General features: G+C 48.3%; 22 protein-coding genes and 2 pseudogenes. 18 read left to right on the top strand and 6 right to left on the bottom strand.

The features are described 5' to 3' along the window. Positions 1–247: 247 nt before the first annotated feature. From BLR08_RS20315 to BLR08_RS20290, 6 genes are all read left to right on the top strand, one after another. The gene (locus BLR08_RS20315; protein WP_072334036.1) at positions 248–1,816 is read left to right on the top strand and encodes a peptidoglycan DD-metalloendopeptidase family protein; all 1,569 of its coding nucleotides are present in this window, start codon (positions 248–250) and stop codon (positions 1,814–1,816) included. Positions 1,817–1,974: 158 nt separating this feature from the next. Further along, the gene (gene yycF / locus BLR08_RS20310) at positions 1,975–2,712 is read left to right on the top strand and encodes a response regulator YycF (RefSeq protein WP_072334039.1); all 738 of its coding nucleotides are present in this window, start codon (positions 1,975–1,977) and stop codon (positions 2,710–2,712) included. A gap of 24 nt (positions 2,713–2,736) precedes the next feature. Continuing rightward, on the top strand, positions 2,737–4,590 hold the full coding sequence (walK, locus tag BLR08_RS20305; protein ID WP_072334042.1) for a cell wall metabolism sensor histidine kinase WalK: 1,854 nt from the start codon (positions 2,737–2,739) through the stop codon (positions 4,588–4,590). Next, complete coding sequence (locus BLR08_RS20300) at positions 4,587–5,876, top strand: YycH family regulatory protein (RefSeq protein WP_072334044.1); 1,290 nt, start codon at positions 4,587–4,589, stop codon at positions 5,874–5,876. The genes walK and BLR08_RS20300 overlap by 4 nt, the downstream gene beginning before the upstream one ends. A 30-nt stretch (positions 5,877–5,906) precedes the next feature. Beyond that, positions 5,907–6,653: a two-component system regulatory protein YycI gene (gene yycI / locus BLR08_RS20295; RefSeq protein WP_072334046.1), complete on the top strand. Its 747-nt coding sequence runs from the start codon at positions 5,907–5,909 to the stop codon at positions 6,651–6,653. A gap of 164 nt (positions 6,654–6,817) precedes the next feature. After that, the gene (locus tag BLR08_RS20290; RefSeq protein WP_072334048.1) at positions 6,818–7,621 is read left to right on the top strand and encodes an MBL fold metallo-hydrolase; all 804 of its coding nucleotides are present in this window, start codon (positions 6,818–6,820) and stop codon (positions 7,619–7,621) included. A gap of 76 nt (positions 7,622–7,697) precedes the next feature. Here BLR08_RS20290 and BLR08_RS20285 read toward each other — a convergent pair whose 3' ends face one another. Continuing rightward, positions 7,698–7,934 carry a hypothetical protein gene (locus BLR08_RS20285; protein ID WP_083537371.1) on the bottom strand — a complete coding sequence of 79 codons (237 nt, stop codon included), beginning with the start codon at positions 7,932–7,934 and terminating at the stop codon, positions 7,698–7,700. Between the two features lie 284 nt (positions 7,935–8,218). Between BLR08_RS20285 and BLR08_RS20280 the strand changes: the two genes are divergently transcribed. After that, positions 8,219–9,493 (top strand): S1C family serine protease, encoded by a 1,275-nt coding sequence (locus BLR08_RS20280; protein WP_072334052.1) that lies wholly within the window; start codon positions 8,219–8,221, stop codon positions 9,491–9,493. A 307-nt stretch (positions 9,494–9,800) separates the two neighbouring features. Then, positions 9,801–9,968 carry a CxxH/CxxC protein gene (locus BLR08_RS20275; protein ID WP_072334054.1) on the top strand — a complete coding sequence of 56 codons (168 nt, stop codon included), beginning with the start codon at positions 9,801–9,803 and terminating at the stop codon, positions 9,966–9,968. Between the two features lie 113 nt (positions 9,969–10,081). Here the strand turns inward: BLR08_RS20275 and BLR08_RS20270 are convergent, their stop codons facing one another. After that, positions 10,082–10,477 (bottom strand): hypothetical protein, encoded by a 396-nt coding sequence (locus BLR08_RS20270; RefSeq protein WP_072334057.1) that lies wholly within the window; start codon positions 10,475–10,477, stop codon positions 10,082–10,084. Positions 10,478–10,628: 151 nt separating this feature from the next. On the opposite strand from BLR08_RS20270, the gene rlmH reads away from it, so the two are divergent. The 6 genes and pseudogenes from rlmH (at position 10,629) to BLR08_RS20240 (ending at position 17,759) form a co-directional block, all read left to right on the top strand. Beyond that, positions 10,629–11,108 carry a 23S rRNA (pseudouridine(1915)-N(3))-methyltransferase RlmH gene (rlmH, locus tag BLR08_RS20265; protein WP_072334059.1) on the top strand — a complete coding sequence of 160 codons (480 nt, stop codon included), beginning with the start codon at positions 10,629–10,631 and terminating at the stop codon, positions 11,106–11,108. A 163-nt stretch (positions 11,109–11,271) separates the two neighbouring features. Next, a complete protein-coding gene (locus BLR08_RS20260) occupies positions 11,272–12,825 on the top strand; it encodes a hypothetical protein (protein WP_072334062.1) in 1,554 nt (517 codons plus the stop codon). 32 nt (positions 12,826–12,857) lie between these two features. Continuing rightward, a complete protein-coding gene (locus BLR08_RS20255; RefSeq protein ID WP_072334065.1) occupies positions 12,858–13,739 on the top strand; it encodes a DNA adenine methylase in 882 nt (293 codons plus the stop codon). 227 nt (positions 13,740–13,966) lie between these two features. Beyond that, on the top strand, positions 13,967–14,803 hold the full coding sequence (locus tag BLR08_RS32025) for an HNH endonuclease (protein ID WP_072334068.1): 837 nt from the start codon (positions 13,967–13,969) through the stop codon (positions 14,801–14,803). Positions 14,804–15,206: 403 nt separating this feature from the next. Next, positions 15,207–15,510 (top strand): annotated as a pseudogene (locus BLR08_RS32155) (transposase); the annotation flags it as partial. 443 nt (positions 15,511–15,953) lie between these two features. Continuing rightward, on the top strand, positions 15,954–17,759 hold the full coding sequence (locus tag BLR08_RS20240; RefSeq protein WP_072334071.1) for a GmrSD restriction endonuclease domain-containing protein: 1,806 nt from the start codon (positions 15,954–15,956) through the stop codon (positions 17,757–17,759). A gap of 176 nt (positions 17,760–17,935) precedes the next feature. On the opposite strand, the gene BLR08_RS20235 is transcribed toward BLR08_RS20240, so the two are convergent. From BLR08_RS20235 to BLR08_RS20225, 3 genes and pseudogenes are all read right to left on the bottom strand, one after another. Further along, positions 17,936–19,153, bottom strand: a complete 1,218-nt coding sequence (locus BLR08_RS20235; RefSeq protein WP_072334075.1) for an IS256 family transposase — start codon at positions 19,151–19,153, stop codon at positions 17,936–17,938. A 182-nt stretch (positions 19,154–19,335) separates the two neighbouring features. Further along, complete coding sequence (locus BLR08_RS20230; RefSeq protein WP_072334078.1) at positions 19,336–19,518, bottom strand: hypothetical protein; 183 nt, start codon at positions 19,516–19,518, stop codon at positions 19,336–19,338. 49 nt (positions 19,519–19,567) lie between these two features. After that, positions 19,568–19,813: pseudogene (locus BLR08_RS20225) on the bottom strand (transposase); the annotation flags it as partial. A gap of 243 nt (positions 19,814–20,056) precedes the next feature. Between BLR08_RS20225 and BLR08_RS20220 the strand changes: the two are divergent. Next, positions 20,057–20,614, top strand: a complete 558-nt coding sequence (locus tag BLR08_RS20220; RefSeq protein ID WP_072334084.1) for a dihydrofolate reductase family protein — start codon at positions 20,057–20,059, stop codon at positions 20,612–20,614. Between the two features lie 493 nt (positions 20,615–21,107). On the opposite strand, the gene BLR08_RS20215 is transcribed toward BLR08_RS20220, so the two are convergent. Further along, positions 21,108–21,959: a hypothetical protein gene (locus tag BLR08_RS20215; RefSeq protein WP_072334087.1), complete on the bottom strand. Its 852-nt coding sequence runs from the start codon at positions 21,957–21,959 to the stop codon at positions 21,108–21,110. 468 nt (positions 21,960–22,427) lie between these two features. On the opposite strand from BLR08_RS20215, the gene BLR08_RS20210 reads away from it, so the two are divergent. The 3 genes from BLR08_RS20210 to BLR08_RS20200 all read left to right on the top strand — a co-directional run bounded on the left by BLR08_RS20210 (position 22,428) and on the right by BLR08_RS20200 (position 24,629). Further along, positions 22,428–22,673 carry an IS66 family transposase gene (locus tag BLR08_RS20210; RefSeq protein WP_072334090.1) on the top strand — a complete coding sequence of 82 codons (246 nt, stop codon included), beginning with the start codon at positions 22,428–22,430 and terminating at the stop codon, positions 22,671–22,673. A 52-nt stretch (positions 22,674–22,725) separates the two neighbouring features. Next, positions 22,726–23,301 carry a hypothetical protein gene (locus tag BLR08_RS20205; protein ID WP_072334093.1) on the top strand — a complete coding sequence of 192 codons (576 nt, stop codon included), beginning with the start codon at positions 22,726–22,728 and terminating at the stop codon, positions 23,299–23,301. 620 nt (positions 23,302–23,921) lie between these two features. Then, a complete protein-coding gene (locus BLR08_RS20200) occupies positions 23,922–24,629 on the top strand; it encodes a lantibiotic protection ABC transporter ATP-binding protein (RefSeq protein WP_072334096.1) in 708 nt (235 codons plus the stop codon). Position 24,630: the final 1 nt, after the last annotated feature.

Below are 24,630 nucleotides of genomic sequence, written 5' to 3'. Positions count from 1 at the left end.
ATGGTTATTGTCCCATTTTTAGGTGTTTTTATGTGCAGGTCGTAAAGCAACCCAGGCCAAGCCAGGGACCGGCAATCAGCGGGACCGGAGCGCGGCTTCGAGAGCTCTGCGTGTATCTTCCAGAATCAGCAACTCGTCCACCAGGCAGAGTAAGGGGCACGACGCTTGACGCGGGGTAGCGTCAGCGTGCTAGTGGCAAGTGTCGTCAGGTCGAATGCGGCAAAAAACGGCTTAAAAGGAGAAAAAAATGACGGTATTCAACAAGGGAAAGGATCGGTTCAAGAGCCTTCTGGACAAGCTTCGCGCCAAAGGGACAGAAGATCGGTCAGACAGCTTGACTGAAAACTTCAGGACAGGATCCGATGAACACAAGGAACAATACGGTAACGCGACGATCGGAGAGCGCATCCGTCAACATAAATGGTTGTTCGGAAAATCTGCAGCCGCCTTCGGATTGATGATCGCTGTAGTGTGGAGCGGCCATCATTATGTGCAGGCAAGCATGGTAGACTACTACCAGGTGATCGTAAGCGGCGAAGAGATCGGAATTGTGTCCGATCCGGCCAAGATCGAGCAATTCAAGCAGGACAAGCGCAGCGAATTGTCCCAGGTGACATCAGATGTCAGAATGGTCGTGGTCGAGCCCAGGATTGAATTAAAGCATGAAAGGGCTTTCAATGAGCAAACGGATGACGAAGCTGTCCTAAAGCGGCTGGGCGGCTATTTCAGCTCGTATCCTGTTGGCGTACAGCTGATGGTGGACGGCAAGCCGATGGGCGTGCTTAAGGATGAAAGTTCGGTCCAACAGATGCTGGAGCAGATGAAGGCGAACGCCGTCGCTTCGCTCGACAAGAAGAAGGAATCGGGCAAGGTCGGAATATTGTCTGCCTCGGCTGCCCAGGCGCCGGTATCCACGGAGCTGCTCAAGGCGGATTTTGTTCAACAGGTAGAGATGAAGGAAATCCGGATCCAGGAAGAGGATCTGATGACGCCGGACGAGCTCCAGAAGAAGCTGGAGACAGGCAGTATCGCTCCGACGAAATATACGGTAGAGGAAGGCGACTGTGTATCCTGCATCGCCAAGAAGCTCGATATTCCCAAGCAGGTCATTTATGAAAACAACCCGTCGGTGACCAATGACATGATCAAGGTCGGGCAGCAGCTGGATCTGACGGTGCTGCAGCCGCAGCTGTCCGTACGCACGGTAGAGAAGGTCGTTGAGAATCAGGAGATTCAATATGATACGGAATATGTACAGGACGATACGATGCGGCTCGGCGTGACCGAGACGATCAAGGCCGGTCAGAACGGGCTGAAGACGGTCACCTTCCAATTGACCAAGGTCAACGGCAAGCTGGAAGAAGAAACGGTGCTTAGCGAAAGTATCGTGAATGAGCCGGTGAAGGCCGTCATCAAGCGCGGGACGAAGGTCGTCAAGGGAGAGGGGACAGGCAAGTTCGCCTGGCCTGTGGTGTCCGCTTCGATCTCCAGCACATTCGGCACCCGGTGGGGAGCTTTCCATAAAGGCATCGACATAACAGGCAACAAAAATATTTTGGCAGCCGACAACGGCAAGGTTATCGCAGCGGGTACGAAGAGCGATTACGGCAATTATGTGATTATCGATCATCTGAATGGCTATACGACTCTGTACGGGCATATGAGCAAGATTTTGACGACCAAGGACTCGATCGTAGAGAAGGGCGAGAAGATCGGCATTATGGGCAGTACAGGGGATTCGACCGGCGTGCATCTGCACTTCGAGATCAGAAGCAATGATTCTCCGCAAAATCCTCTAAAGTTTCTTAACCGTTAACTAGAGCGTTTAAACGATGGGCGGTAAATATATCGGGGGCATGGAAGTCGCAGGAAATGCGGCCTTTCCATGTCTCTTTTTACTTGCAGATATGGTAAAATAAATAGAATGAACCTAGATTTCCAAACATTGCAGGAGACGGGCGGGTGAGGCGTGTCATGGCCAAAATATTAGTGGTCGACGATGAACAACCGATTGCCGATATATTGAAATTTAATCTGGAGAAAGAGGGACATGAGGTCATCCTCGCTTATGATGGCGGAACGGCTGTGGAGCTGGCCTACTCGGAGAGCCCCGATCTGATCTTGCTCGATCTGATGCTTCCCGTTAAGGACGGGATGGATGTATGCCGCGAGGTCCGGGCCAAGCTGAATACGCCGATCATCATGCTGACGGCCAAGGATAACGAGATTGATAAGGTGCTCGGCCTTGAGCTCGGAGCCGACGATTATGTGACCAAGCCGTTCGGCACGCGCGAGCTGCTGGCCCGGGTGAAGGCTCATCTGCGCAGGCAGCAGAAGTCGGCTTCGCCGGCCGGCGTAGGGGCGGATGCGGCGGCAGAGACGTCGCGCCAGGGACTGCGCATCCAAAGCTTGTTCATCGATATGGATATGTACGTGGTATACAAGGACGGGGCGCCGCTCGACCTGACGCATCGCGAATTCGAGCTGGTGCAGTATCTGGCCCGCAACAGCGGCAAGGTGATGACGCGGGAGCATCTGCTGCAGGCGGTATGGGGCTTCGAATATTTCGGCGATGTGCGGACTGTGGATGTGACGATCCGCCGGCTGCGGGAGAAGCTGGAGGACGACCCGAGCCGTCCCGAATATATTATCACCCGCCGGGGACTGGGTTATATGATGAGGAACGCGAAGAACGGCGCGGGCGGGTACTAACGTGAACGGGCGGTGCTGCGGACGATGAAGCGCATCCGTTTTTTTCAGTCGATCCAGGCCAAGCTGATTATCATCTACCTGCTGATGATTATGATTGCGATGCAGCTGATCGCGGTCTATTTCACCCAGACGCTGGAGGCGTCGCTGAAGAAGGATTATATCGACAATATGAATAGCCAGGCGATGCTGCTTGCCCAGTACGCCGAAACGTATCTGAATGAGAATCAAAGCCAGGAGGCGGCTAAAGGCGGCGGAGGCGAGCGGGAGCCGAAGCGGTCCTATGCGGACTTGAACCAGGTCGTCAACAGCCTGTTCGCCAGCGTACAGGCGGAAATTCAGGTCATCGACGCCAACGGTCTTGTCGTGACCACCTCGCTGGAGTCGAACAAGTCGGTGATCGGCAGCAAAAATACGCAGACGGAAGTGACCCGCGCCCTGCAGGGCATCAAGGAAAACCAGCGCACTTTCACCGATACGAGCGGCGTGCGAAAGCTGGTTATCGCCAAGCCCATCGGGTCCGGGACGAAATATATCGGCGCCGTCTACATGGTCTCTTCGATGGAAGAGGTCTACAACACGATGAACCGGATCAACCGGTTTTTCATTACGGGCACATTGATCGCGCTCGCCATGACGGCGGTGCTCGGCGTTATGCTCTCGGCGACGATCACGAATCCGATCAAGGCGCTCACCAAGCAGGCGGGAGCCGTCGCCGAGGGACGGTTCGACGAGAAGGTGCGGATCATGGGCCAGGACGAGCTCGGCCAGCTCGGGCAGACGTTCAATTTCATGATGGAGCGGCTGCATGAGGCGCTTACGCTCAACGAGGAGGAGAAGGAGAGACTCGCTTCGATCCTCGCGAATATGAATGACGGGCTGATCGCATCGGACGACAACGGACGAGTGATGGTCATCAACAGACGGGCTAAGCAGCTGCTGAAGGTCAATGAGGATACGACGCTCGGCATGCCGCTTGCGGAGCTGCTCGGGATTACGCCGGACATCGTCCGTCAGCTGGAGGCCAGCGAGGACCATACGGCTCTGCTGCAGTTTTTCCATGAGGAGGAGGACCCTCTCTTCATCCGGGTTACTTATACGGCGATCCAGAGCAAGGGCCGGGGAGCGGCGGGTACGATCGCGGTGCTTCAGGATGTGACGGGCCAGGAGAAGCTGGAGCAGTCGCGGAGGGAGTTTGTGGCCAATGTGTCTCATGAGCTGCGAACGCCGCTGACGACGATCAAGAGCTACCTGGAGGCGCTGGAGGACGGAGCGCTGGAGGACCCGCAGCTGGCCGGCAAGTTTGTAGGCGTCGCCCACAACGAAACGGAGCGGATGATCCGTCTGGTCAACGACCTGCTGCAGCTCTCCCGGCTCGACTCCCGGCGGGTAACGATCGCCAAGGAGAAGACCGATGTCACGGAGATGCTGGAGGAGGTGGCGGACCGCTTCTCGTTCCAGCTGGAGCAGCGCAGCATTGCCATCAACGTGGACGTGGAGCCCGGCGTGCGGAGCATTCTGCTCGACCGGGACCGGATCGATCAGGTGCTGGACAACCTGGTCTCCAACGCGATCAAGTATACGCCCGAGGGCGGACATATTTCGATTCACGCCAGCTGTCCGGATGCGGGCAGGCTGGAGGTATCGGTCAAGGATGACGGGATCGGGATTCCGCGCAAGGATCTATCCCGCATCTTCGAGCGATTCTACCGGGTAGACAAAGCGCGCTCGCGGTCGATGGGCGGTACCGGACTCGGTCTGTCGATTGCCCGGGAAATAGTAAAAGCGCATGGCGGCACGATCCAATTGGATTCGGAGTACGGCCTTGGAACGAAGGTTACGTTTACGCTCCCTTACCACCAGGAGGAGGCTGTCCTATGATGGAGAAGCTGAAGACGGTCGCACTGACGCTGCTCGTGCTGGTCAGTCTGTTCCAAAGCTACCTGCTGTCGTACAGCTACCCGCAGCCGGAGCAGCCGGTCATGGAGGCGGAGTATGTGAAAACCGAGATGCTGGGCTCTCAGGCTTCGCTGGACGATATGCTGTTTCCCGATCAGCTGATCGTGCATCTGGGCAATCAGCAGCATACGGTGCTGTATCCGCTCGACCGTCAATACACGGAGATCATGAATACGGTCAAGCAGCGCAATATGGAGGGGCTGCGCAAAAGCCCGGCCACGATGCTCGGCATCAATTGGGAGGAAGTCCGAACCAAGCGGCCGGGACTGGAGGTCCGCTTCCGGGACGGGCTGCCGCTCGGCGTGCTGCAGCGGATGATCCAGCTCAAGGGCGATATCCCGATCGACAATGAGGTGATCACGCGCATCTGGATCTTCGCCCAGACGGATAATGAGGTGCGGACGATCCTGTTCACCGACACGGCGAACGTCGTCTATGAGGTGACCAAGGCGGACTACACGACCAAGGATATCGAAGAACGGTTCGTCGGTGCGGTTGGCGCGTATATTCCGTACAAGCTATTCCAGACGGATATGTATATCCCGACCAAGCCTTTCCCGATGAATGCCTTTACGATGGGATATTCGCAGCTGACGGCCGATCAGCTAAAGCGGACCTTCTTCGTCGATCCGGCTCTGACGCGGAATCTGATGGAGCGCGACGGCTCGGAAATTTACACGGACTCCAAGCGGGGGCTGCAGCTGAAGAACGATCAGCACTGGATGACTTATTCGGACCCGGTCGCCCCGGCGACGGACAACCGGATCGACTATGTGGGCGGGCTGCTGACGGCTGTGCAGTTTATTAATCAGCACGGAGGCTGGAATGGCACGTATGGGGTCCAAAGAGTGCCGGAGAGGTTCCTGCCGGGCAGCCAGGCGTATGTATTCCGGCAATATTACGGTTCCTTCCCGATCATTAACCCGCGGAATGAAAATATAGGCTTCATGAAGGTGACGCTTCAGAAGGATATTGTCTCGGGCTACGAACGGTCCACGGTGTCGCTGGAGTCCCGCGATCTGGTGCGCCGGGATGCGTCGCTGGCCGGCGGCGAGGCGCTTGACGCGCTGCTGGAGCAATACCCGAAGAGATCGCAGATCGTCTCGCTGTTTCCCGCGTACCGTCCGGTCATCACGGAGAAAGCCTTCGATCTGGTGCCGATGTGGGCCGTGGAGCTGTATAACGGCGAATACGAATTTTTGGGCTAAAGCTCTACGCGCACGGGAGGAGGAAGGCGGATGGATTGGGGCCGGGCCAAGACGATTTTGATACTATCTTTTCTGCTGCTGAATATCATTCTGGCTGTCCAGCTGGGCTCGAGCCGGTCCGATCTGTTGAACGACTTCGGCACGAATCCCGAAGCTCAGGCTCAAGAGGAGCTGCAGCGGCTGATGAAGCTGAACAATATCCAGCTTCCTTCGGATATCCCGAAGGAGACGCCGAAGCTGAAGGAGATCGTCGTAAAGTTCGACGAGCGCTCGAACCCGGACAAGGCGATGATGCTGACGTCGCCGTTCAAGTTTGACCCGCTGATCAACAAGGGCACGTTCAAGGATATGCTGGCGAAGACAGGCATCCCTTACACGGAATCGTACCAATTCGACCCGGTGGCCAGCCGGACGGGCGCGTATGTGTTCCACCAGCTCTACGGCACGCTGCCGATGTTCGAGGTGCAGCTGGAGCTGCTGGAGAAGGACGGCGTCGTCACGTCGTACAAGCAAGGGTATGTAGAGGTGCAGTCCGAAGATATGCAGAAAGAGCAGACGGTCATTTCGCCGTATGTGGTGCTGGCGAGTCTGATCGAGAACTATTTGCCTCCGGGCTCGGTGATCACCGGGGTGCGTCTGGGCTATCACGGACAAGTGTACAATTCGCAGACGATGTACATGGTGCCTTCGTGGCGCGTCTCGCTGAGCGGCGGAGACCCGTACTTTATTCATGCGATCAATGGAGCGGTAGAGGCGCCTCAGAACAAACGGCCTTAAGTAGGAGGAGCGGAGCGTTCAGCCGTTCGGGCGTTCGGACGTTCGGACGTTATATGTTTGGAAGCTGAATGGAAACCGGAACCACATGGGCATAAGGCCGCGAGGATGGCCAACAGGTAACTGGATAGCAGCAATCAATAGCTTAAACAGGTTAGGAGAACGTTATGGGCATACAATTCACCATATTGGGAAGCGGCTCGACGGGCAATGCGACGGTCGTGGCGACCGAGGAGGGCAAGGTGTTGATCGACGCCGGACTGAGCGCCAAGAAGGTCGAGCAGCTGCTGAAGGAGCGGGATATGTCGCTGTCGGAGATCGACGCGATCCTGGTTACGCATGAGCATGCCGATCATATTAAAGGGCTCGGGGCTATCGCACGCAAGTACGACCTGCCGGTCTATGCCAACGAGAAGACGTGGGAGGCGCTGGAGCGGCATATCGGCGAAATCGCCGAGTCCAACCGGTGCGTCATGCAGACCGGCGAGGTGCGCGAGTTCGGCTCGCTGCAGGTCGAATCGTACGGCATCTCTCACGATGCGGCGGAGCCGGTCGGCTACTGCTTCTACCATGAGGATCAGAAGCTGAGCGTGGCTACGGATCTCGGCTATATGAGCTCCAAGGTTAAGGAGAAGGTGCGGGACAGCGATGTGCTCGTGCTCGAATCCAATCATGACATCGACATGCTGCGGGTCGGACGTTATCCCTGGAATATCAAGCGACGCATCTTGAGCGACGTCGGCCATTTATCCAACGAAGCGGCAGGCGAAGCGATGCTGGACGTCGTCTCGGAGCGCACGAAACGCGTGTATCTGGCTCATCTGAGCCGGGATCATAATCTGATGGATTTGGCCAAGCTCACGGTGAATAATGTAGTAGAGGATCGGCTGGCCCCGGATGATCACCGGGCGAAGCTGATGGATACGTACCACGACCGCGCGACGGCCTGGGACCGGCTGGACGAGGAATAAGCCCGTCGTGCCCGCTTATCGGGATCGCTGTGGACCTCGGAGGGAATAAGCGCGGTATCGAAGCAGCCGGCCCCGGCTATGTCGTCTCTGTCTCCGCTTCGCTGCCGTTTAATCCGGCAGTGGCGGTATCCAGCTGCTCCAGCAGGCAGGCTTTATCCGTAATCTCCTGCAGAGACAGGATGCCCTTCTCCTGCAGCAGCTCCACCACAGCCGTGAGCAGCAGGGAACTGCGGTACTGATGCTCCTGAAGGTCGGCGAGCTTGCCGATCCAGGCGATTTCGTCGAGATGCGAATGAATACGGTTTTTGGACATAGAGATCATCCTTTCTTCCGGCTTGCTTGCGCGTGTGTGCCGGGGAGGCGTATGATTCTATTCTAGTCCGGTTAGGCGTCATCTATTCCTTATATTTTTAGTTTCTGAGAGTACTAGGTTTCGGTTACAATGAAAGAGCAAGCAGCTCCGCCTCGTCAGGCTGGGCAGCACATGAATGTGAGTATGGACGCGATGATATAAGGATGATAGGCATGCAAGGCACGACCATGACAATGCAAGCACGAGTCGCTTGGTGACAGGCGCCGTACAAGGGGGCAGCGGCGGTGAGCTTATTTGATGACGATTTCTATTCAACGAAAATGTCCCCCCGGGAGGCATGGCGTCTTCCGAAACGCGGACCGTTTGGTCTGGGGAATCTCCCGCGCTGGTCTATCCCGGTCGTGGGCGGAGTTCTCGCGGTCGGACTGCTGATTGCGGTGTATAGTGTAAGCGGCGGGGGCCCGGTGCCCGAACAGGAGGCGGTAGCCGCTATGGGCCGTCCGTCAGGGGCTACGGCACCCGGTACCGGGGGAGGCGGACTAGGGCTGCCTGGCGGCGCTTCCTCCGGTTCAGGCGAGAAGCAGATGAGCGACACGGTCGTCGGCGCAGCGGCTCAAGTATGGCCGGCTGTCGTCAGCATTTTGGGCAGCGGGCTGGAGGGTGAGAAATCGTCTCCGTCCGGACAGGGAGCGATGGGGCTGGGTTCCGGCGTTATTTTCTCCCGGGCCGGCGATCAGGTAAGAATCGTGACCAACAACCATGTGGTCGAAGGCTTCAATCAACTGGATGTGATCACATTGACCGGGGAGCGCCGTAAAGCCAAGCTGCTCGGACGCGATCAGATCACCGACCTGGCCGTGCTGGAGATGGACGGCAGCGGGATCAAGCAGGTCGCCGAATTCGGCGATTCGGATGCGCTGCAGCCGGGCGAGACGGCCATTGCCGTCGGCAACCCGCTCGGCGTAGGCTTCGCTCCGACCGTCACGAAAGGCATCATCAGCTGGCCCAAGCAGACAATCCCCGTTTCACTCGGCCGCGAAGGCGAGCTCGATTGGGAGATGGAGGTCATCCAGACGGATGCCGCCATTAACCACGGCAACAGCGGCGGCGCACTCGTCAATCTGGACGGGAAGGTAGTCGGGATCAACACGCTCAAGGTCGCCGGGTCGGGTGTGGAGGGCTTAGGCTTCGCCATCCCGATCAATCAGGCCAAATCGATTATCGAATCGCTGATCAGGGACCAGAAGGTTAAGCGTCCCTATATCGGCGTTGTCACGCAGAATCTGCAAGCCTTCAAGAACATCGAGGATCTCAAGCTGCCCAAGGATGTGAAGCAGGGCATCCTTGTCATCGAAGCGACTGGACCGGCCCAAAATGCGGGGCTCAAGGGAAGCGACGTCATCGTGGAGCTGGACGGCAAGCCGGTGGACAGCACCTTGTCGCTGCGCAAATATATTTATAGCGCCAAGAAGATTGGCGATAAGCTGGCCGTCACGTATTATCGGGCCGGCAAGAAGCAAACGGTGAATGTGACGCTGGAGGAATTGAAGGATCGCTGATGCCGCGGCGCGGTCAGGATCGTGGGTCAGATATGGGAGCGGGGCGGCGTATAGACATTGTCCCGCTCTTCGGGCTGCGAGCGCATCATCGTACGGCCGTACTGGGGAGAGAATTGCGGCTTTCGGCGGTTGTGGGATACGGCCGATTAGGGTAAACTAAAGGAACGGCTTGGCAAGTGCCGGGCTATGGGATGAGCTGGGCAAGCGCGCGTGCTTGGTCGAGATTCGTATAGGATCAGGCGTGGCATGTATGGCTTGCAGACTCAGCGAATGAATTGAATTGGGAAGAGAAAAAGGGGTTTCGTTTATGCACGTGGTTTGCAAAGAGCACTTGGAATTAGCCATTGATATGTTCGTCGACGAATACGAGGATGCGCCGGATATTGTGGATCTGGAACAGGTCACCTTTACCGAGTGGACGCCTCCTGATCATTGCGAACGGTGCAAGGAAGCGGGCCGGTATCTGGTCGTTTAATAGGCAGCAGGGGAGAGAGGGTCGGCGACGGCCTTCTTTTTTTGATCTATTTGGGGGGCTCAGGGAGTTGGAAAGTTCAAGTTCGGTGAAATGCTGGTGTGCCGCTTTGATCGTTATTGCTTCGTTCTTCTAACCCGGAGTCCGAAAGCGATAAGCTCAGCCAGTACGCCGATGACCAGGCCGGCGCCAGCTGCCATGAAAAACATCAGGAGGCTAACCAGGTCCTGCCAACCGTCCATATTACCGGTATATGCGGCCATGAGGATCAGACCGGCGATCGTCCCAACGGTTGTACTGCCCCATACCCAACGGGCTCCGAACCAGCCGCTGATTCCAGTAAGCAGCCCGATTGCCGCCGCCAGCAGAAAGTAACGGAAGGCAAAGTCCGCCCGCCACTCCTGCCCGAGTAGCCCGAATCGAATCAGCCAGATGGCTCCGGTTGTGGCCGCTATCATTGCTACTGTCCACCACGCCCAAGTGCGGCTTTTTGCTGCGGGGATTACGGACATTTCGATTCCTCCTTTGAGTTGATGGTGCTTTGGTGTAATAAACGCAAGCAGACTAAGAATAGTTGCGGCTGTTATTGTTATTTAACCGAATATGGGCAGGTCGAATTGGCATGGCGCGGCACGATTAAGAGAATAGACAGGGGGAACCGTCTTGCATATACAAATAATTTCGGTGGGGAAGCTGAAGGAAAAATACTTGATCCAGGGCATAGCGGAATATTTGAAGCGGCTGGGTCCTTATGCCAAGCTATCCTTGGTGGAGGTTGCCGATGAAAAGGCTCCGGAGCAGCTGAGCGCTATGGAGGAGCTGCAGGTAAAGGCCAAGGAAGGCGAGCGTATTCTCAGCCATATCAAACAGGATACCTATGTCATCGCCATGGCGATAGAAGGAGAGATGTGGACCTCCGAGCGGCTGGCTAAGCATGTGGAGGAGCTAGGGACCTATGGGCGAAGCCAGCTCGCTTTTGTTATCGGCGGCAGCTTAGGGCTTTCGGAGGAAGTCTTGCGCCGCGCGGATATGAAGCTGTCCTTCGGGCGGATTACTTATCCGCATCAGCTGCTAAGGCTGGTACTGGTGGAGCAGGTTTATCGGGTGTTTAGGATTATTCGGGGGGAACCTTATCATAAGTGACGGAGAAAAATAGGGGTGTAGAACGAATAAAATCTACAAATTAGTCAAAAATCTTTTGCTTTTATGTCGATTGCTGTAGGGACTTGGACCTATTCGAATGTTTTTGTGTTATTATTTTAATATGAAGGATTTGGATAAGTTACCAGCGAAGGAGCGAGGCGACATGAAACCAAAAGTTGTTAAAATTAATGACCTATTTATAAATGAAGAAAATCCTAGGGATGAACCTCAAGAGAACGAAGCTGCAGCAGTTAAAATCTTGTTTAAGAAGGGTAGCGATCGGAAACTACTTAACTTAATGAAATCAATTGCACAGTATGGTTTTGAAATTTCTGAAAGAATAATAGTTGTTGAACATGAAGCTCCGAATAAATACCTAGTTATGGACGGTAACAGACGTATCACATGTATTAAGCTATTAAATAATCCCGACTTTTTACCTCTTGATATAGATAAGAGAGAGTTTTTAATCAAAAGTATTAAAAAAATCAAAGTAGATTATAATTATTCTCCAATAGCTTCCGTTGATTGCGTTGTGTATGACATCCCAGCTGAAGAAGACCTAATGAAAAGAACTATACAAAACAAGCATATCGGTCAGAATAAAGGAGCTGGACGTCTTCAATGGGACTATAAAGCCCAAAACAGATTTACAAATAATGATTTTAAAATATATTTAGTTGATTATTTAGATAATTTGCTCAAAGTTGAAAGGTCTCTTTCAACGATGGAACGTATATTTGGCGATCCAGATTTACGTAATCACTTAGGGATTGTAATTGACAAGAAGGTACCAGAAATAAAATTGGATAGTGCAGAAAGTGAGAAGAAGATTTTATATATCCTACAATTATTGAAGGGCAAAAAGATTACAGTGAGTGATGTTTACTACAAAGATGACCGGGAGAATTTTTATAAAAAATACTTCATTGATAGTGATGAATGGAAAAACAGCTATCCTGATCAATCGTCGGATTCGGAAGTGCCCACGTCAGAAAATATCGATGAACCAGTTGTCGATCCAGGGCCTAAAAGTTCGGAGGCTAGCGAAGAAACAGCTGCAGCAAAAGAACCCGATACAAAAGAAGAATCAACACCTGTAGATTCTAATGAAACGAAAGAAGGACAAGGATCAGGACTAGGGCCAAATAGTCCCGAAAATACAAAAAATGATTCCAGTTCGGAAGAAGAACTACAGGAAGAGGATGTAAGAACAAACAATACGACTACCCAATCTCAGCCTGATCCTCAAGATAACATTAAGCAACAAAAGCCAGAAAATATTTCATTTCTGTTTCAGGGGATTATTTATAGTGGAAATCACCCCGGAATAAAAAGAGCATTATTTGAATTACATAGAACAAGGGTTTCAACCTACACTTTGAGTGCGACTTATCTAACTCGGACATTGTTGGAATGTACTTTACAAGAGTTTTTATTAAAAAACAATCTATTTTCCTTATGGAGAAATCCGGCCAAGGATCCATCAATAACCGATTTATTGAATTACTGTGTTACAAATGGCTCTTTTCAAGGTATCAATCAAAATTATCAAAGAACGATTAATATGGCCCATGCAAAAAAGGATCATGATGAATTGAATTCCGTTACACACGGAAAATATAATTTGCCTTCTACGGATGCCTTATGGGATATTGAAAGAAGATGGAGAATAATAGTGAAGTATATGATAGAAAACCTAAACAGTAATCCGTAAGTGAATTAAGAAAGATTTAGGAGGGGAATATATTGCCAATAACTTTGTCTCCTCTACGGTACCCTGGTGGGAAATCGCAGATGTCTGACTTCATATATCAATTGTTACTTAGTAACAATATTTCTAATGGTATCTATATTGAGCCCTTTGCTGGAGGGGCTGGAATAGCAATGGATTTATTACTCAAAAAAAGAGTATCTAAGGTTGTAATTAATGATTTTGACATGGCAATTTATGCTTTGTGGTATTCTATTCTAAATTATACTGGTGAATTTATTGAATTGATTTTAGATACACCTATTAATATGAGGGAATGGTATAAACAAAAAGATATTTATTCAAATAAAGATAGTACAAGATTGTTAGAGTTAGGCTTTTCCACATTTTTTCTAAACCGTACAAACAATTCTGGAATTATTACAGGTGGACCTATTGGGGGACATGATCAATCAGGTGATTATAAAATTGATTGTCGCTTCAATAAACCAAATCTTATTAAGAAAATTTCAGATATATCGAAACAAAGAGAAGCTATCGCTTTATTCAATTTAAATGCAGTAAACTTCATTGAAGAAGTGATTAAAGAGAATATGGATGAAAATAAAACATTTATATTTTTCGATCCACCATATTATAAACAAGGGAAAAACCTTTACACAAATTTTTTTAACCATAACGATCATCAAGAATTGGCTAAAAGTATACTAGACTTAAATGACTATCATTGGATTACTACATATGATTGTGAAGACGCAATCTTAGAACTTTACGATGATTGTCCCACAAAATTATACAGTCTTCAGTACTCGGCCAGAAACTCTAGAAAAGAGAAAGAGTATTTATTTCATAATAAGAAAACAGTAGTCGAATCTTTTGATAAAGTAATTTTTGAAAACAGTTTAATCACGAATTAAATTGTTCATCATTTTTGGGCTTAACTCGCAAGTACTTACTACTTGTTCCATCTGCTCAATACTTGTTCTTACGGAATAAACGCAGGGAGAACGGCCACTATGGCGTTCTCCCTAGTGTTGTTGTTCGTAGTTTTTTGTTAGGAAGTGGAATCGGAGAACACATTTTAGTCCATTGGATGTTGTAAACGCTGATAACGTTGGGTGAAATTTAACTGGAGGTTTAATCCATGGAAGAAAATAGAAGAGGAATAAGTGACAAGACTGCTGCTGAACTTTTAGATTATAAAAATACATATAAAAATAACTCTATAAGTTACTACACATTAAAAACAAATGAATTAGTTTCAATGAAATTCTCACATCTTTATAAAGATGGAGTGGGGTATTGGTATGGTATAACACCAAGTACATTAGAAAAATATCAATCAGAAGGGATTTCTCATTTGTGCTTAATCTTGGGATATGAAGGTATACTAAAAATACCAGTCAGTATAGTACACAAGTACATGGAGAATGCTGATTCATCAAAGAGTAGTAGTGGTGGTATTAAGCATTACCATTTAAGAATTAAATATGATGAAGAAGTTTTACTCTATAACTCGGTGGATAAATTCATAGTCAATCAATACTTGATATTTAGTGAGGAAATAATTGTTAAAGAATTAAATTCTAAATCCATGGACCAACTGAAAAAAGAAGCTGAAAAATTTAATGACTATGCCGAACAATATATTGAAAGTGAAAAACGAAGTAAGATTCGGAAAGAAAGTAAAGCACAAAAAGAGAGGATCGCAAAATTAGAGCAACATACATGTCAAGTATGCGGTTTTTATCAAGAATATTGGAGTAAAAAGGGTGAAAAGTCTTGGATTATCCATGTAGACCATATTGTCGATAAAGCAAAAGGAGGTGGAGAAACAATAGATAATCTATGGGTTCTTTGTCCAAATTGTCATGCCAAGAAAACTTATGGAGTTATTGTTGTTGATAAAGATAATAAAATAGTGAAGGAGAACGGAAGAGTCATTGAAATAAAGGATAATCATCTTGGTTGGGCTTTATGAACTTCATAGAGTATCGTATTATCATCGAGCGATACGGTCACGCAAGAAATGGACAAGCTTCTTTTCGGCGCGATGCGGTTAGGAGGTGCGGATGTGTTCGCCTTTACACACCAACTCATACACGTGCTTTGCTGGAGCAAGTGAAGCGGGCGATTAGATTAATCGGGGGAATTGTACCATAAGTGACGGCGAAAAAATGAGTTGTTAAGGAAATAATAATGTGGGTTAACGTGCCTCTGGGACCATTGGAACCAGAGGTTTCTTAGTACTTTTCTACCGTATAATTGTCCACTATTTTCCACGTATGTGGTATGATAGGAATGGTAATTGCTTTCGGATACTGGGGTTATAATGCTGTTTTCACGAGGTTCATGTATCGAGGTTAGATGAAACCCTCTGTGTTGGCATTGAGCCTGCCGAACACTACTGGTTTCCACTGGCCGCCTTCTTGAAAGAGCAAGGCATCACCGTCGTTGTCGTCAATCCCCATCATGTGAACAAGACGAAAGACTCGAAGGCAATTCGCTGTCGAAGAGCGACTACAAGGACGCGAAGGTCATCGCCGACTTGATTCGCAACGGCAGAAATACCGAGCCGAAGCTGCCGACGAAGCCTATGCAGACCTGCGCATCCTGATGAATCTGCGGGAGAAGGTGTCGGCGAGTCTAATTCAAGTGAAGGGACGCATCCGCAACTGGTTGGACCGATCCATTGGACGTAGCAGAAGTGCTTGGGGCAGTACGACAGACTCAGATCCGAGAACTGGCCGCTTAGGCTTAAAGCAGCAAACGCCTGACAACCATTCCAAGAAACAACACGTGATAACGAAAGCACCGGAGAAGCTGAAGTCTGACAGTCCGTAAGGGTAACGACCCTACAAAGGAGCAAGAATGGGCATCCACCCCCTGAGAGGTAACGACCTGGCGTGACATCGGAGGTTAATCCCCAAGGGAACAAGTGGAGATATACTGTGCGAATATAGCCATCATCTCGCAGTTTTGGAACACGAACGATCCATAGCTCTGTTCACGCTCACGTTTCGGACCCAAACGCCCCCACCTCGACTGCTGCGTCAAGTTGATAAAGTTGAAATTCTGCGAATGAGTGAGAAAACAGGCGAGAACATTATTTTATAGTGGGAGGCAACTAAATGCCAATTATCTCAGAATTGCGCGATCTATCTATCCAAGGAGTACATATTCAAACTTACTACTCAGAATATCTTACAAAAAGATTTTTAGTAAATAGAAAGTATCAACGCAAGTTAGCATGGACGATTGAAGAAAAAAGGAATTTTATCGATACTCTAATAAAGGGGCTACCAATTCCTCTATTTTTGGTCGCTGAGGTGCAATTTTCTGGAGAAACAAAATTGGAAGTTATTGACGGTATGCAAAGATTAGATGCAATCTTTTCATTTATTGAACAGAAATACAGTCTGAAGGATGGCTTTTTTGATTTATCGATTATGGCAGACACGCTTGCGCTGCTAAAAGAAGGGAAGATTACTCAACGAGAACCTAAGCTTGACGAAAAAACTTGTAGAAGAATAGTAAACTATTTAATCCCGGTATCAAAAGCAAGTGCTTTAGAAATGGGTGAAATTGAGGAAACCTTTCGTAGGATAAACTCAAATGGTCGACACCTATCCAGTCAAGAACTTAGACAGGCTGGCGCAACCGGTAAATTCCCAGATTTAGTGAGAAAATTATCTGCGTATATTCGAGGTGATATATCAAGAGATAGCTTAATATTGAATGATATGTCTAAAATCAGCCTGACAAATAAAAGATTAGAATACTATGGGATAAATGTATATGATACCTTCTGGGTAAGAAATAATATTTTAACTTTTAATCAAATTCGTGAATCCATAGATGAGGAACTTATTGGACACATCATTTCTAATATGATTCTCGATAAAAAAGACAACTATAACAGCCATGTACTGGATTCTTTATATGGGTTTACTTCTAACCCGCTTGCTCCTACTCCACTAGGTAAGTCAAAGATTGAGGATGCAATTGATAGAATATCTGGACAGGTGGTGGAGAGAAATTTTCTAAGTGTCTACTCAACTATCGATGATTTAATGGTGAAAAGCAACAAAAAATTTAGAGAGTTAATTTATAAAAACAGCTCAAGTTTCGATCATGTTAGGGCATTTCAGGCGGTCTTTATGGCCTTCTATAACTTGATAGTTAAACAATCTAAGAAGGTCGTTAATGAAGCAGGGCTTATCAATGAACTAACGGGTATGGGTGATGATTTACTTACCAGCAATACTATTCACAACTTATCTGGATGGAGGTTCCAAGACAAGACTGTTAGAGCTATAATCGGCAGAATCCAAAATCACTTTGCTGAGAATGAGATCGTAGATCCCGCTTATGATGATTGGTCTGAACAAATTTCCAATATTTTAATGCAGTCTTTGACGGAACAGAGTTTATATGATTTTAAAATAGGTGTGTTCAATATCAATGATGAAAGCTATAATCACGATCTTATTCTAAAAATAGCTAAAACCCTTTCAGCAATTAATAATTCTGGTCCTAATCAAATTGGTTACTTATTAATAGGCATTGCCGATAAAAAAGAGGATGCGGAATTACATAAAAGAAAGTATGGATTAAATTATGTGAGTAAGCAAGACTTCCATATAACTGGAGTTGAGGCTGAAGCAAACAGACTTGCTGGTGGATTGGACAAATATTTGCACAAAATCAAAGAATCACTAAAATCTGCACCGGTTCAGCCGACTAGTTTTCTGCAAATGATGTTGTCTAACATGGGCTCGAGGAAATATTATGGAAAAGAAGTAATTATATTTAAAACAAGTTTCAATGAGCCAGTATGGTATGATGGTGAGCTATTTGAAAGATTCGGGTCCCATAACGAAAAAGTTGAATTGGAAAACAGATCGAGAATTTATAACCGGTTTTATCAAAAATAGAGACTGTCAAGTAAAATGTGTAACCTTTGAAACCAGAACCTCGCAACTACCAAGCCGCGGCTTGACCTGGAGCCTCTGGCGGGTCCGGTTCACGCGCGATGGGCGAAATGGTCTTTAAAGCCTTGCTCGCGCCGGGCATCAGCCTACCAGACCCGCCTCCTCCACCTCAAGCCGCTTTAGCGTACTTGTACGCGGTCTGGATTGCATACGGTTAATTGCAGCAGAATCTGTCCCCAATTCTGTACGCGCCCGGTCCATTTGCGCACCACGTCCATTGTGGCCAAGTACAACATTTTCAGCAGCGCCTCGTCGGTCGGAAAGATACTCTTTCCTTTTGTCACCTTGCGCAATTGACGGTGGTACCCCTCGATCATGTTGGTTGTATAGATCAGCTTCCGCAGCTCAGCCGGGTACATGAAAAAGGTAGACAGTTCGTCCCAGTTCTGACGCCAAGACTTCACGATCAAGGGATATTTCTGGCCCCAGGTCTCTTCAAACCGATCCAGCTCTAGTAAGGCGGCCTCTTCGGTTGCCGCTTTGTAAATGGGTTTCAAGTCAGCAGTAACTCGCTTGAGATCCTTGTACGACACGTAACGGACCGAATTCCGGATCTGGTGAACGATGCATTTCTGAATATTGGTTCTCGGATAGCAAGCGGAAATCGCTTGGCTGAAGCCGGTCAAATTGTCCACACAAACAAGCAGAATGTCCTGTACACCGCGATTCTTCAGGTCGTTCAGCACGCTCATCCAGAACTTGGCCGACTCGTTTTCGCCAATCCAGATGCCCAGCACATCCTTGTTACCGTCCAGATCGACTCCAATGACCATGTAGGCTGCTTTGTTGACAATGGCTCCATCCTGCTTAACTTTGAAGTGAATGGCATCCAGAAACACCACAGCATAGGTCGGATGCAGCGGACGGTTATGCCATTCTTTAATAACGGGCATAATTTTATTCGTAACATTGGATATTAAAGTCGGAGACACCTCAATCCCATACAGACCTTGTAGGTGATCCTGAATATCCCGCGTGCTGACGCCTTTGGCATACAAGGAAGTAATCTGATCTTCAATGCCGGTAACGTTCGTCTGGTTTTTCTTAATGACCGCCGGCTCAAATTCACCCAAGCGGTCACGCGGCACCTTGATTTCCAAATCGCCATATTCGGTATGGACGGTTTTCTTCCCATATCCGTTTCGGCTGTTCTTCGTCTCTTTATTGTGATCATACGGAGCATAATTGAGCTGGGTGTCGAGCTCTGCTTTCAATGTGGCCTCTAGCACGTCCTTGAACATCTCTTTCATTGTCGCTTGAATCTGTTCTACGGACTGAAATTTATGCTCATTAACTAACTCCTGAATCGCTTGCTTGCTCCAAAATTTCTCTGTCATACGTTTTCCCTCCGAAATCGAATGTTTGATGGAACTAGTATGTCCCATTTGAATCCATTTCAAAGGTTCCACGTTTCATTTTACAGACCCCAAAAATAATATACAGCCCCACACATAGTCCCCACCATATGCTCCAACAAGCCAACAAAAGAGAACGTCCATCACAGGCGTTCTCCTTTACGTTACACATGATCCTCCATCGCTTCCCTCGCCAACTGCTGCGCATAGGCTTCACCCAAGTCGATGGATTCGTAATACTCACGAGTTACCGTTTCCATAAGCGCGATCACAGCATCATGTTGCTCCCCCGGGATGAACTGTAGAATTGCCGATGTGATGGCTCGTTCCCGTGCAGCTTCACGCATCTTGATTTCCTCCAGCCCGTAATGCGTATAGCAGCCAGCGCTACCATTTGTCATTCTCCATTTTGAGACGCTGGTTCTCTTTCCGTAAGGCGATAAGCTCGTCCTCTTCCGGAGAGCGATTTTCTTTCTCGGAGAACGAACCTGTCGTTTGGGCCTGCTTAATCCAGCGATCCAAAGCAGAGGCTGTAAGATCATACTCCTCCACGATGGCTGCTCTGGACTTTCCATTTTCATAGAGCCGCACCATTTGTTGTTTAAATTCTGGAGTAAAGGTACGTCGTTGTTGTTTTGGCATTGTAGAGATCCGCTCCTTTGCATGATAGGTCTGTTCTACAAGCCCTTATTTTTGTTGTCCAACTAAGTGTAGCCGATCCAAAGTAAAACGTTCAAAATCTAAGAAAGCAAGCGTATTTAAGAGGAAAACGATTCTTCATAGAGGGAGGATAGTTAAAAAGATACCATTTTATATATGACACAAGGTGACATTTTAAAGGTCTATAATGTGTGGGTGGTAGATCAACGAAAGGAGTAACAAATTATGAAACGAAGAATACTTTTAGATTTAGCAGTTACTTTAGATGGCTTTATTGAAGGGAAAAATGGGGAAGTTGATTGGTGCATCACGGACTCTGACATGGGGTTTATTGATTTCTTAAATCAAATTGATACTATTTTGTATGGAAGAAAAAGCTATGATTTATGGGGAGAATTTACTCCAGAAACTGAACTTACTGATACTGAAAAAGAAATGTGGGGATTATATCATAGTAAAGAAAAATATGTGTTTTCCAGGACAAAAAAAGGGACTGATAATAAAGCAATATTCATAAATGATAATATTCTTGAAGAAGTAAATAAATTAAAGAATAAGCCTGGTAAAGACATGTGGCTATATGGCGGAGCAAGTCTCATTACAACTTTTATGGATTTAGGGCTTGTTGATGAGTTTAGATTATCTGTGCACCCTGTAATTTTGGGAGAAGGAAAACCTCTGTTTATAGATATAAAACAGAGGGTGAATTTAAAATTGGTTAATACAAGAACATTCTCCTCTGGCGTTGTGCAACTAATCTATCATTTGAATGAGAAAGAATGATATCATCAGGAAATACTAGATAAAATTGTCATTTTTTCAAATAAACGAAGATCAATAGTTAAACAAAGAAGCGGCAGTCTAAACTTTATTTTCTCGTTTAGGGCTGCCGCAGGTGAAAGGGGTCAGTCTAAAATGTAGTGTAGTTTTTAAGATCAAAAGTAACAACTGCTAGCATGGCGTTTAAAGCTATATGATTTCCAATTTTTCAAATAAACGTTCTAATTCAAGTATACATAAGAACATGTAGAGTCTCCCTAATTGTCGAATATAACAATGCATGCTGCCACTAATTGTGTGGCAGCATGCATTGTTGTTCAACTAACGTTCCCAGTTAGCGTAATAAAAGTAGTGAGCATTACCTACTGTACAAATCGTTTCGTACATATACACATTAGGATTGGCATCATCAATCAGATGAACCCCTGACCCTACAGCCTGTGTCTCGAGTTCTGCCGTACCTAGGGTGCTTCCTTTATCATTCAAAAAGCTTATGTCAGCCGTCCAATGCGGCGTACTTGTTCACGTCCGGCTCGAATGTTGCTTCATTGGACGGGTCCAGCTCCACATGGGTGGTGCCGCGATCGTCGGTCAGCACCAGCATGCGCGAGCCGACGACGGGGACGCGTTCGGCGCTGGTGCGCATGTGGGCCGAGACGACACGAGGAACACCGTCGCCGATGTAACCTACCTCGACCGTGAATAACGGGTAATTGAAGAGCCAGCTGTTCGTAAAGTTCACGGCGGTCAGCTTACCGGTGAATGCCGAGCCTTCCGCGCGGAGGCGCTCGATGTCCAGCTGACGCCGCCGGGCAAGTGCGACCGATCCTGGCAACAGCAGGAGCACGATGGCGGCCCAGAGGGCGAATCCGGCTCCGACAACGGCACCAAATTCTGGCGGGATCGTCTGCGAGGTCGCGATGGCCTCGAGATCGAAGGAGCGCGTCGGATCACTTGTCAGCGTCCAGAGTAGGAGGATTCCAGCGCCTGCGGCGATTCCTCCCGCGATCGCGAGCATCATGAACAGGCCGGCGACCCTGATCTGTCCGAACTGCTCGACCCCTTGCGAGTACACGCCGCCAGTCGCGCCGATCGCGACGAACAGCAGCACCACGGCGAAGCCCACCGTGACCGGGTGACCGAGGAAAATGCTAATCGCCGGTGTCGGAGCCAAGCCGAGAAGGACGCCGAACGGCACGGAGCCAGTCAGCGCCCACAGCGCAGCGGCTGCGAGCAGCCATGGTAGCACCGGAGCCGTGCGTCCGACGCGACGTCCCGGCCGGAGTACTGTTATCCGCCCGCCCGTGTCCGTGGTGGAGAACAGCGGCAATGTCTCGAGGTTAGCCATAAATACCTTCACATCCAGGATTTTTATCTATATTTTACCACATCTTGAATATTAGTAAGCGTCAATCCCGGTTCAAATTTCAACCACTCATTGAGCTGAAGGGCAGTATAGTGCAACTAAGCAAAGGACGGAGGCCCATTGTTGTTGTGTGCGTGTAGCGACAAGAATATACTTGAATTCGCGACAATAAAGACCTCTTGATCGGCAGTCTGTTTAATTATCTGTTACTACTTAGGTCCTCCAATTTGGAGGAAAGGATTTCCGTTCTCCCTTGTCGAATGGTAAAGCAGCGAATGATCGAACGAGGAGGCGGGATGAAATGAATCTCACACCGGATCAAGTATTGACGATTTGTAAAGGTGATCAAGAGATCGCAGCATTTGTCCAAACGCTTCTGAATACGATCGAAAAACAGGCCGAACGCATTGAGCAATTAGAGAGCCGCGTTCATGCAACCTGGGATCGCGAATGTTGCTTCACAAAGAGGCCATACTCTCGTTTCTTTGGCGTCCCCACATTCCATTTGACAACAATCAAGCCGAACGGGACTTGCGGATGGTCAAGGTGAAGCAGAAGATCTCAGGTGCATTTCGAACGGAAGCAGGTGCAATGATCTTCGCCAGATTGCGCAGCGTTGTTTCCACGCTAATCAAACAAGGATCCCCCGTTCTTTCTTCACTTTCTCGCGCCATCCATGGACAACCCGTTCTGTAGGGTACCTAAGTAATAACAATAAAGCAGTCTTTCATATAATAGGGGGAAGATTATGACAACGGTTAAAAGAAATCTACATTGGTCAGCAGTAGTCGGGGTATCTTGTTCATTTTGGTTATTAGTGTGGCTTTTCTTACTCCTAGCAACTCTCTACGATCTCAAACAACCAGATGCTGATGATTCACTTCGAAACACATTGTTAATTGTAAGTATATTCGTACTATGGACGGGATATCGGGCGAAGAAACGTCTGGCTCTATTAAGATATGGGGAGTTCCGCAGAGCGAGCATCGGTAAGCGAACTGAAGATAGGTATGATCATGATTTTGGTATTAGAGGGAAGGTAACCCTGGTTTATTGTAGTTTCATGTTAAATAATCAAGAGTACACGAATATTCATTTGTGGACTCCTTTTGGTCTTAAGAAAAAAGGTACTGTAGAAATCGTCTACAATACTCGCAAACCGAGTTACTTTATGATTGCTAGCCGACTTCGAGCCGGTTTCGATATGTCTAAGAATCAGTGGCGATCCGCCATGTGGCATGTCATTCCAAGGATAACCTTCATGGTTTTTATTTTAGTGGGCATCATTGATTTACTATTTGTTCATACCATTCCCTGGAATTAAGAGTTTTAATAAAACAGCGGCAGTCTAGGACTGATTTTCTCGTCCATGGCTGTCGCTGATTGTATTTAAAAGGCACCAATCCAAATCAAACACTTTTGGCGTAAAATCTGATAAATCGTTGAGCTATCGGGACACGATAGTTGAATCATCAATAATAAGGCCGCCGATTACTTCGGCGGCTTTCTGTGTAGATTTATGGAACAGAATCGGATATTGAAAGACCCTTAACTATACGCCGCGGCAGCTTTTTAACATTTTTCGCCGTTAGCCCCTTTAAGCTGAACCGTATCACAAGTGAGGGCGAAAGTTTATAAATACACTTTATATTATGGTTGCTTAAGTAACTACAAAATCGATTGTAAATACTATCGGTTCTCTTTTAATGACTCTAGTAACGCCTCTCGCAAGTAACCAATCACGCTACACCCATAGAATTTGATTGCGCTAGTAAAAGTATACAGCACCGTATACACCGGATTCCAGATCGTATCCGGTGCTTTTTATTAACGACGTGTCTATGAATTACTAGAAAATCATCGGCGGCTCGGTAATCCTTATAAATTTCTTAGAATTCGCCTTTAAGATAAGCACAACAACGAAAGTAAAGGATGAAGGTATCGATGGAAAACATTATTTTACAGACACGAGATCTAAGTAAAAGTTTTAAAGGCCAGCAGGCGGTAAGCAACGTTTCCTTATCTATTCAAGAGCACTCTGTCTATGGGCTGCTCGGTCCGAACGGAGCAGGGAAATCGACAACGCTCAAAATGCTCACTGGCATGCTGCGGCCTACCTCCGGCGAAATTCTATTTCAAGGCAAGCCTTGGACGCGCAAGGACCTAGTCCATATTGGCGCTTTGATTGAGTCACCGCCTCTGTACGAAAACCTGACGGCAAGGGAAAACCTGAAGGTACGGGCGACGCTGCTCGGGCTGCCAGAAGCTCGTATTGACGAGGTGCTGCAGCTGGTCGATTTGACGAATACAGGAAAGAAGTTTTCCGGCCAATTTTCCATGGGAATGAAGCAGCGGCTTGGCATCGCGATTGCCCTTCTCCATAATCCGAAGCTGCTCATTCTTGACGAGCCAACCAACGGCCTCGATCCGATCGGTATTCAAGAGCAGAGGGAGCTGATTCGTTCCTTTCCAGAGCAAGGGATTACCGTTATATTGTCCAGCCATATTTTGTCTGAGGTAGAACAAATAGCAGATCACATTGGCATTATAGCGGGGGGCGTTCTCGCCTACCAAGATGCGATCACGCCAGGAGAGAGTCTTGAAACCTTATTTATGCAGACTGCTCGAGCGTATCGGAAGGGAGAGAACTAGG

The organism is Paenibacillus sp. cl123, from assembly GCF_900101595.1.
Classification (GTDB): Bacteria; Bacillota; Bacilli; order Paenibacillales; family NBRC-103111; genus Paenibacillus_G.
Note: the sequence above shows the minus strand (reverse complement) of the source record. Positions and strands in the feature narration are given on the sequence as shown.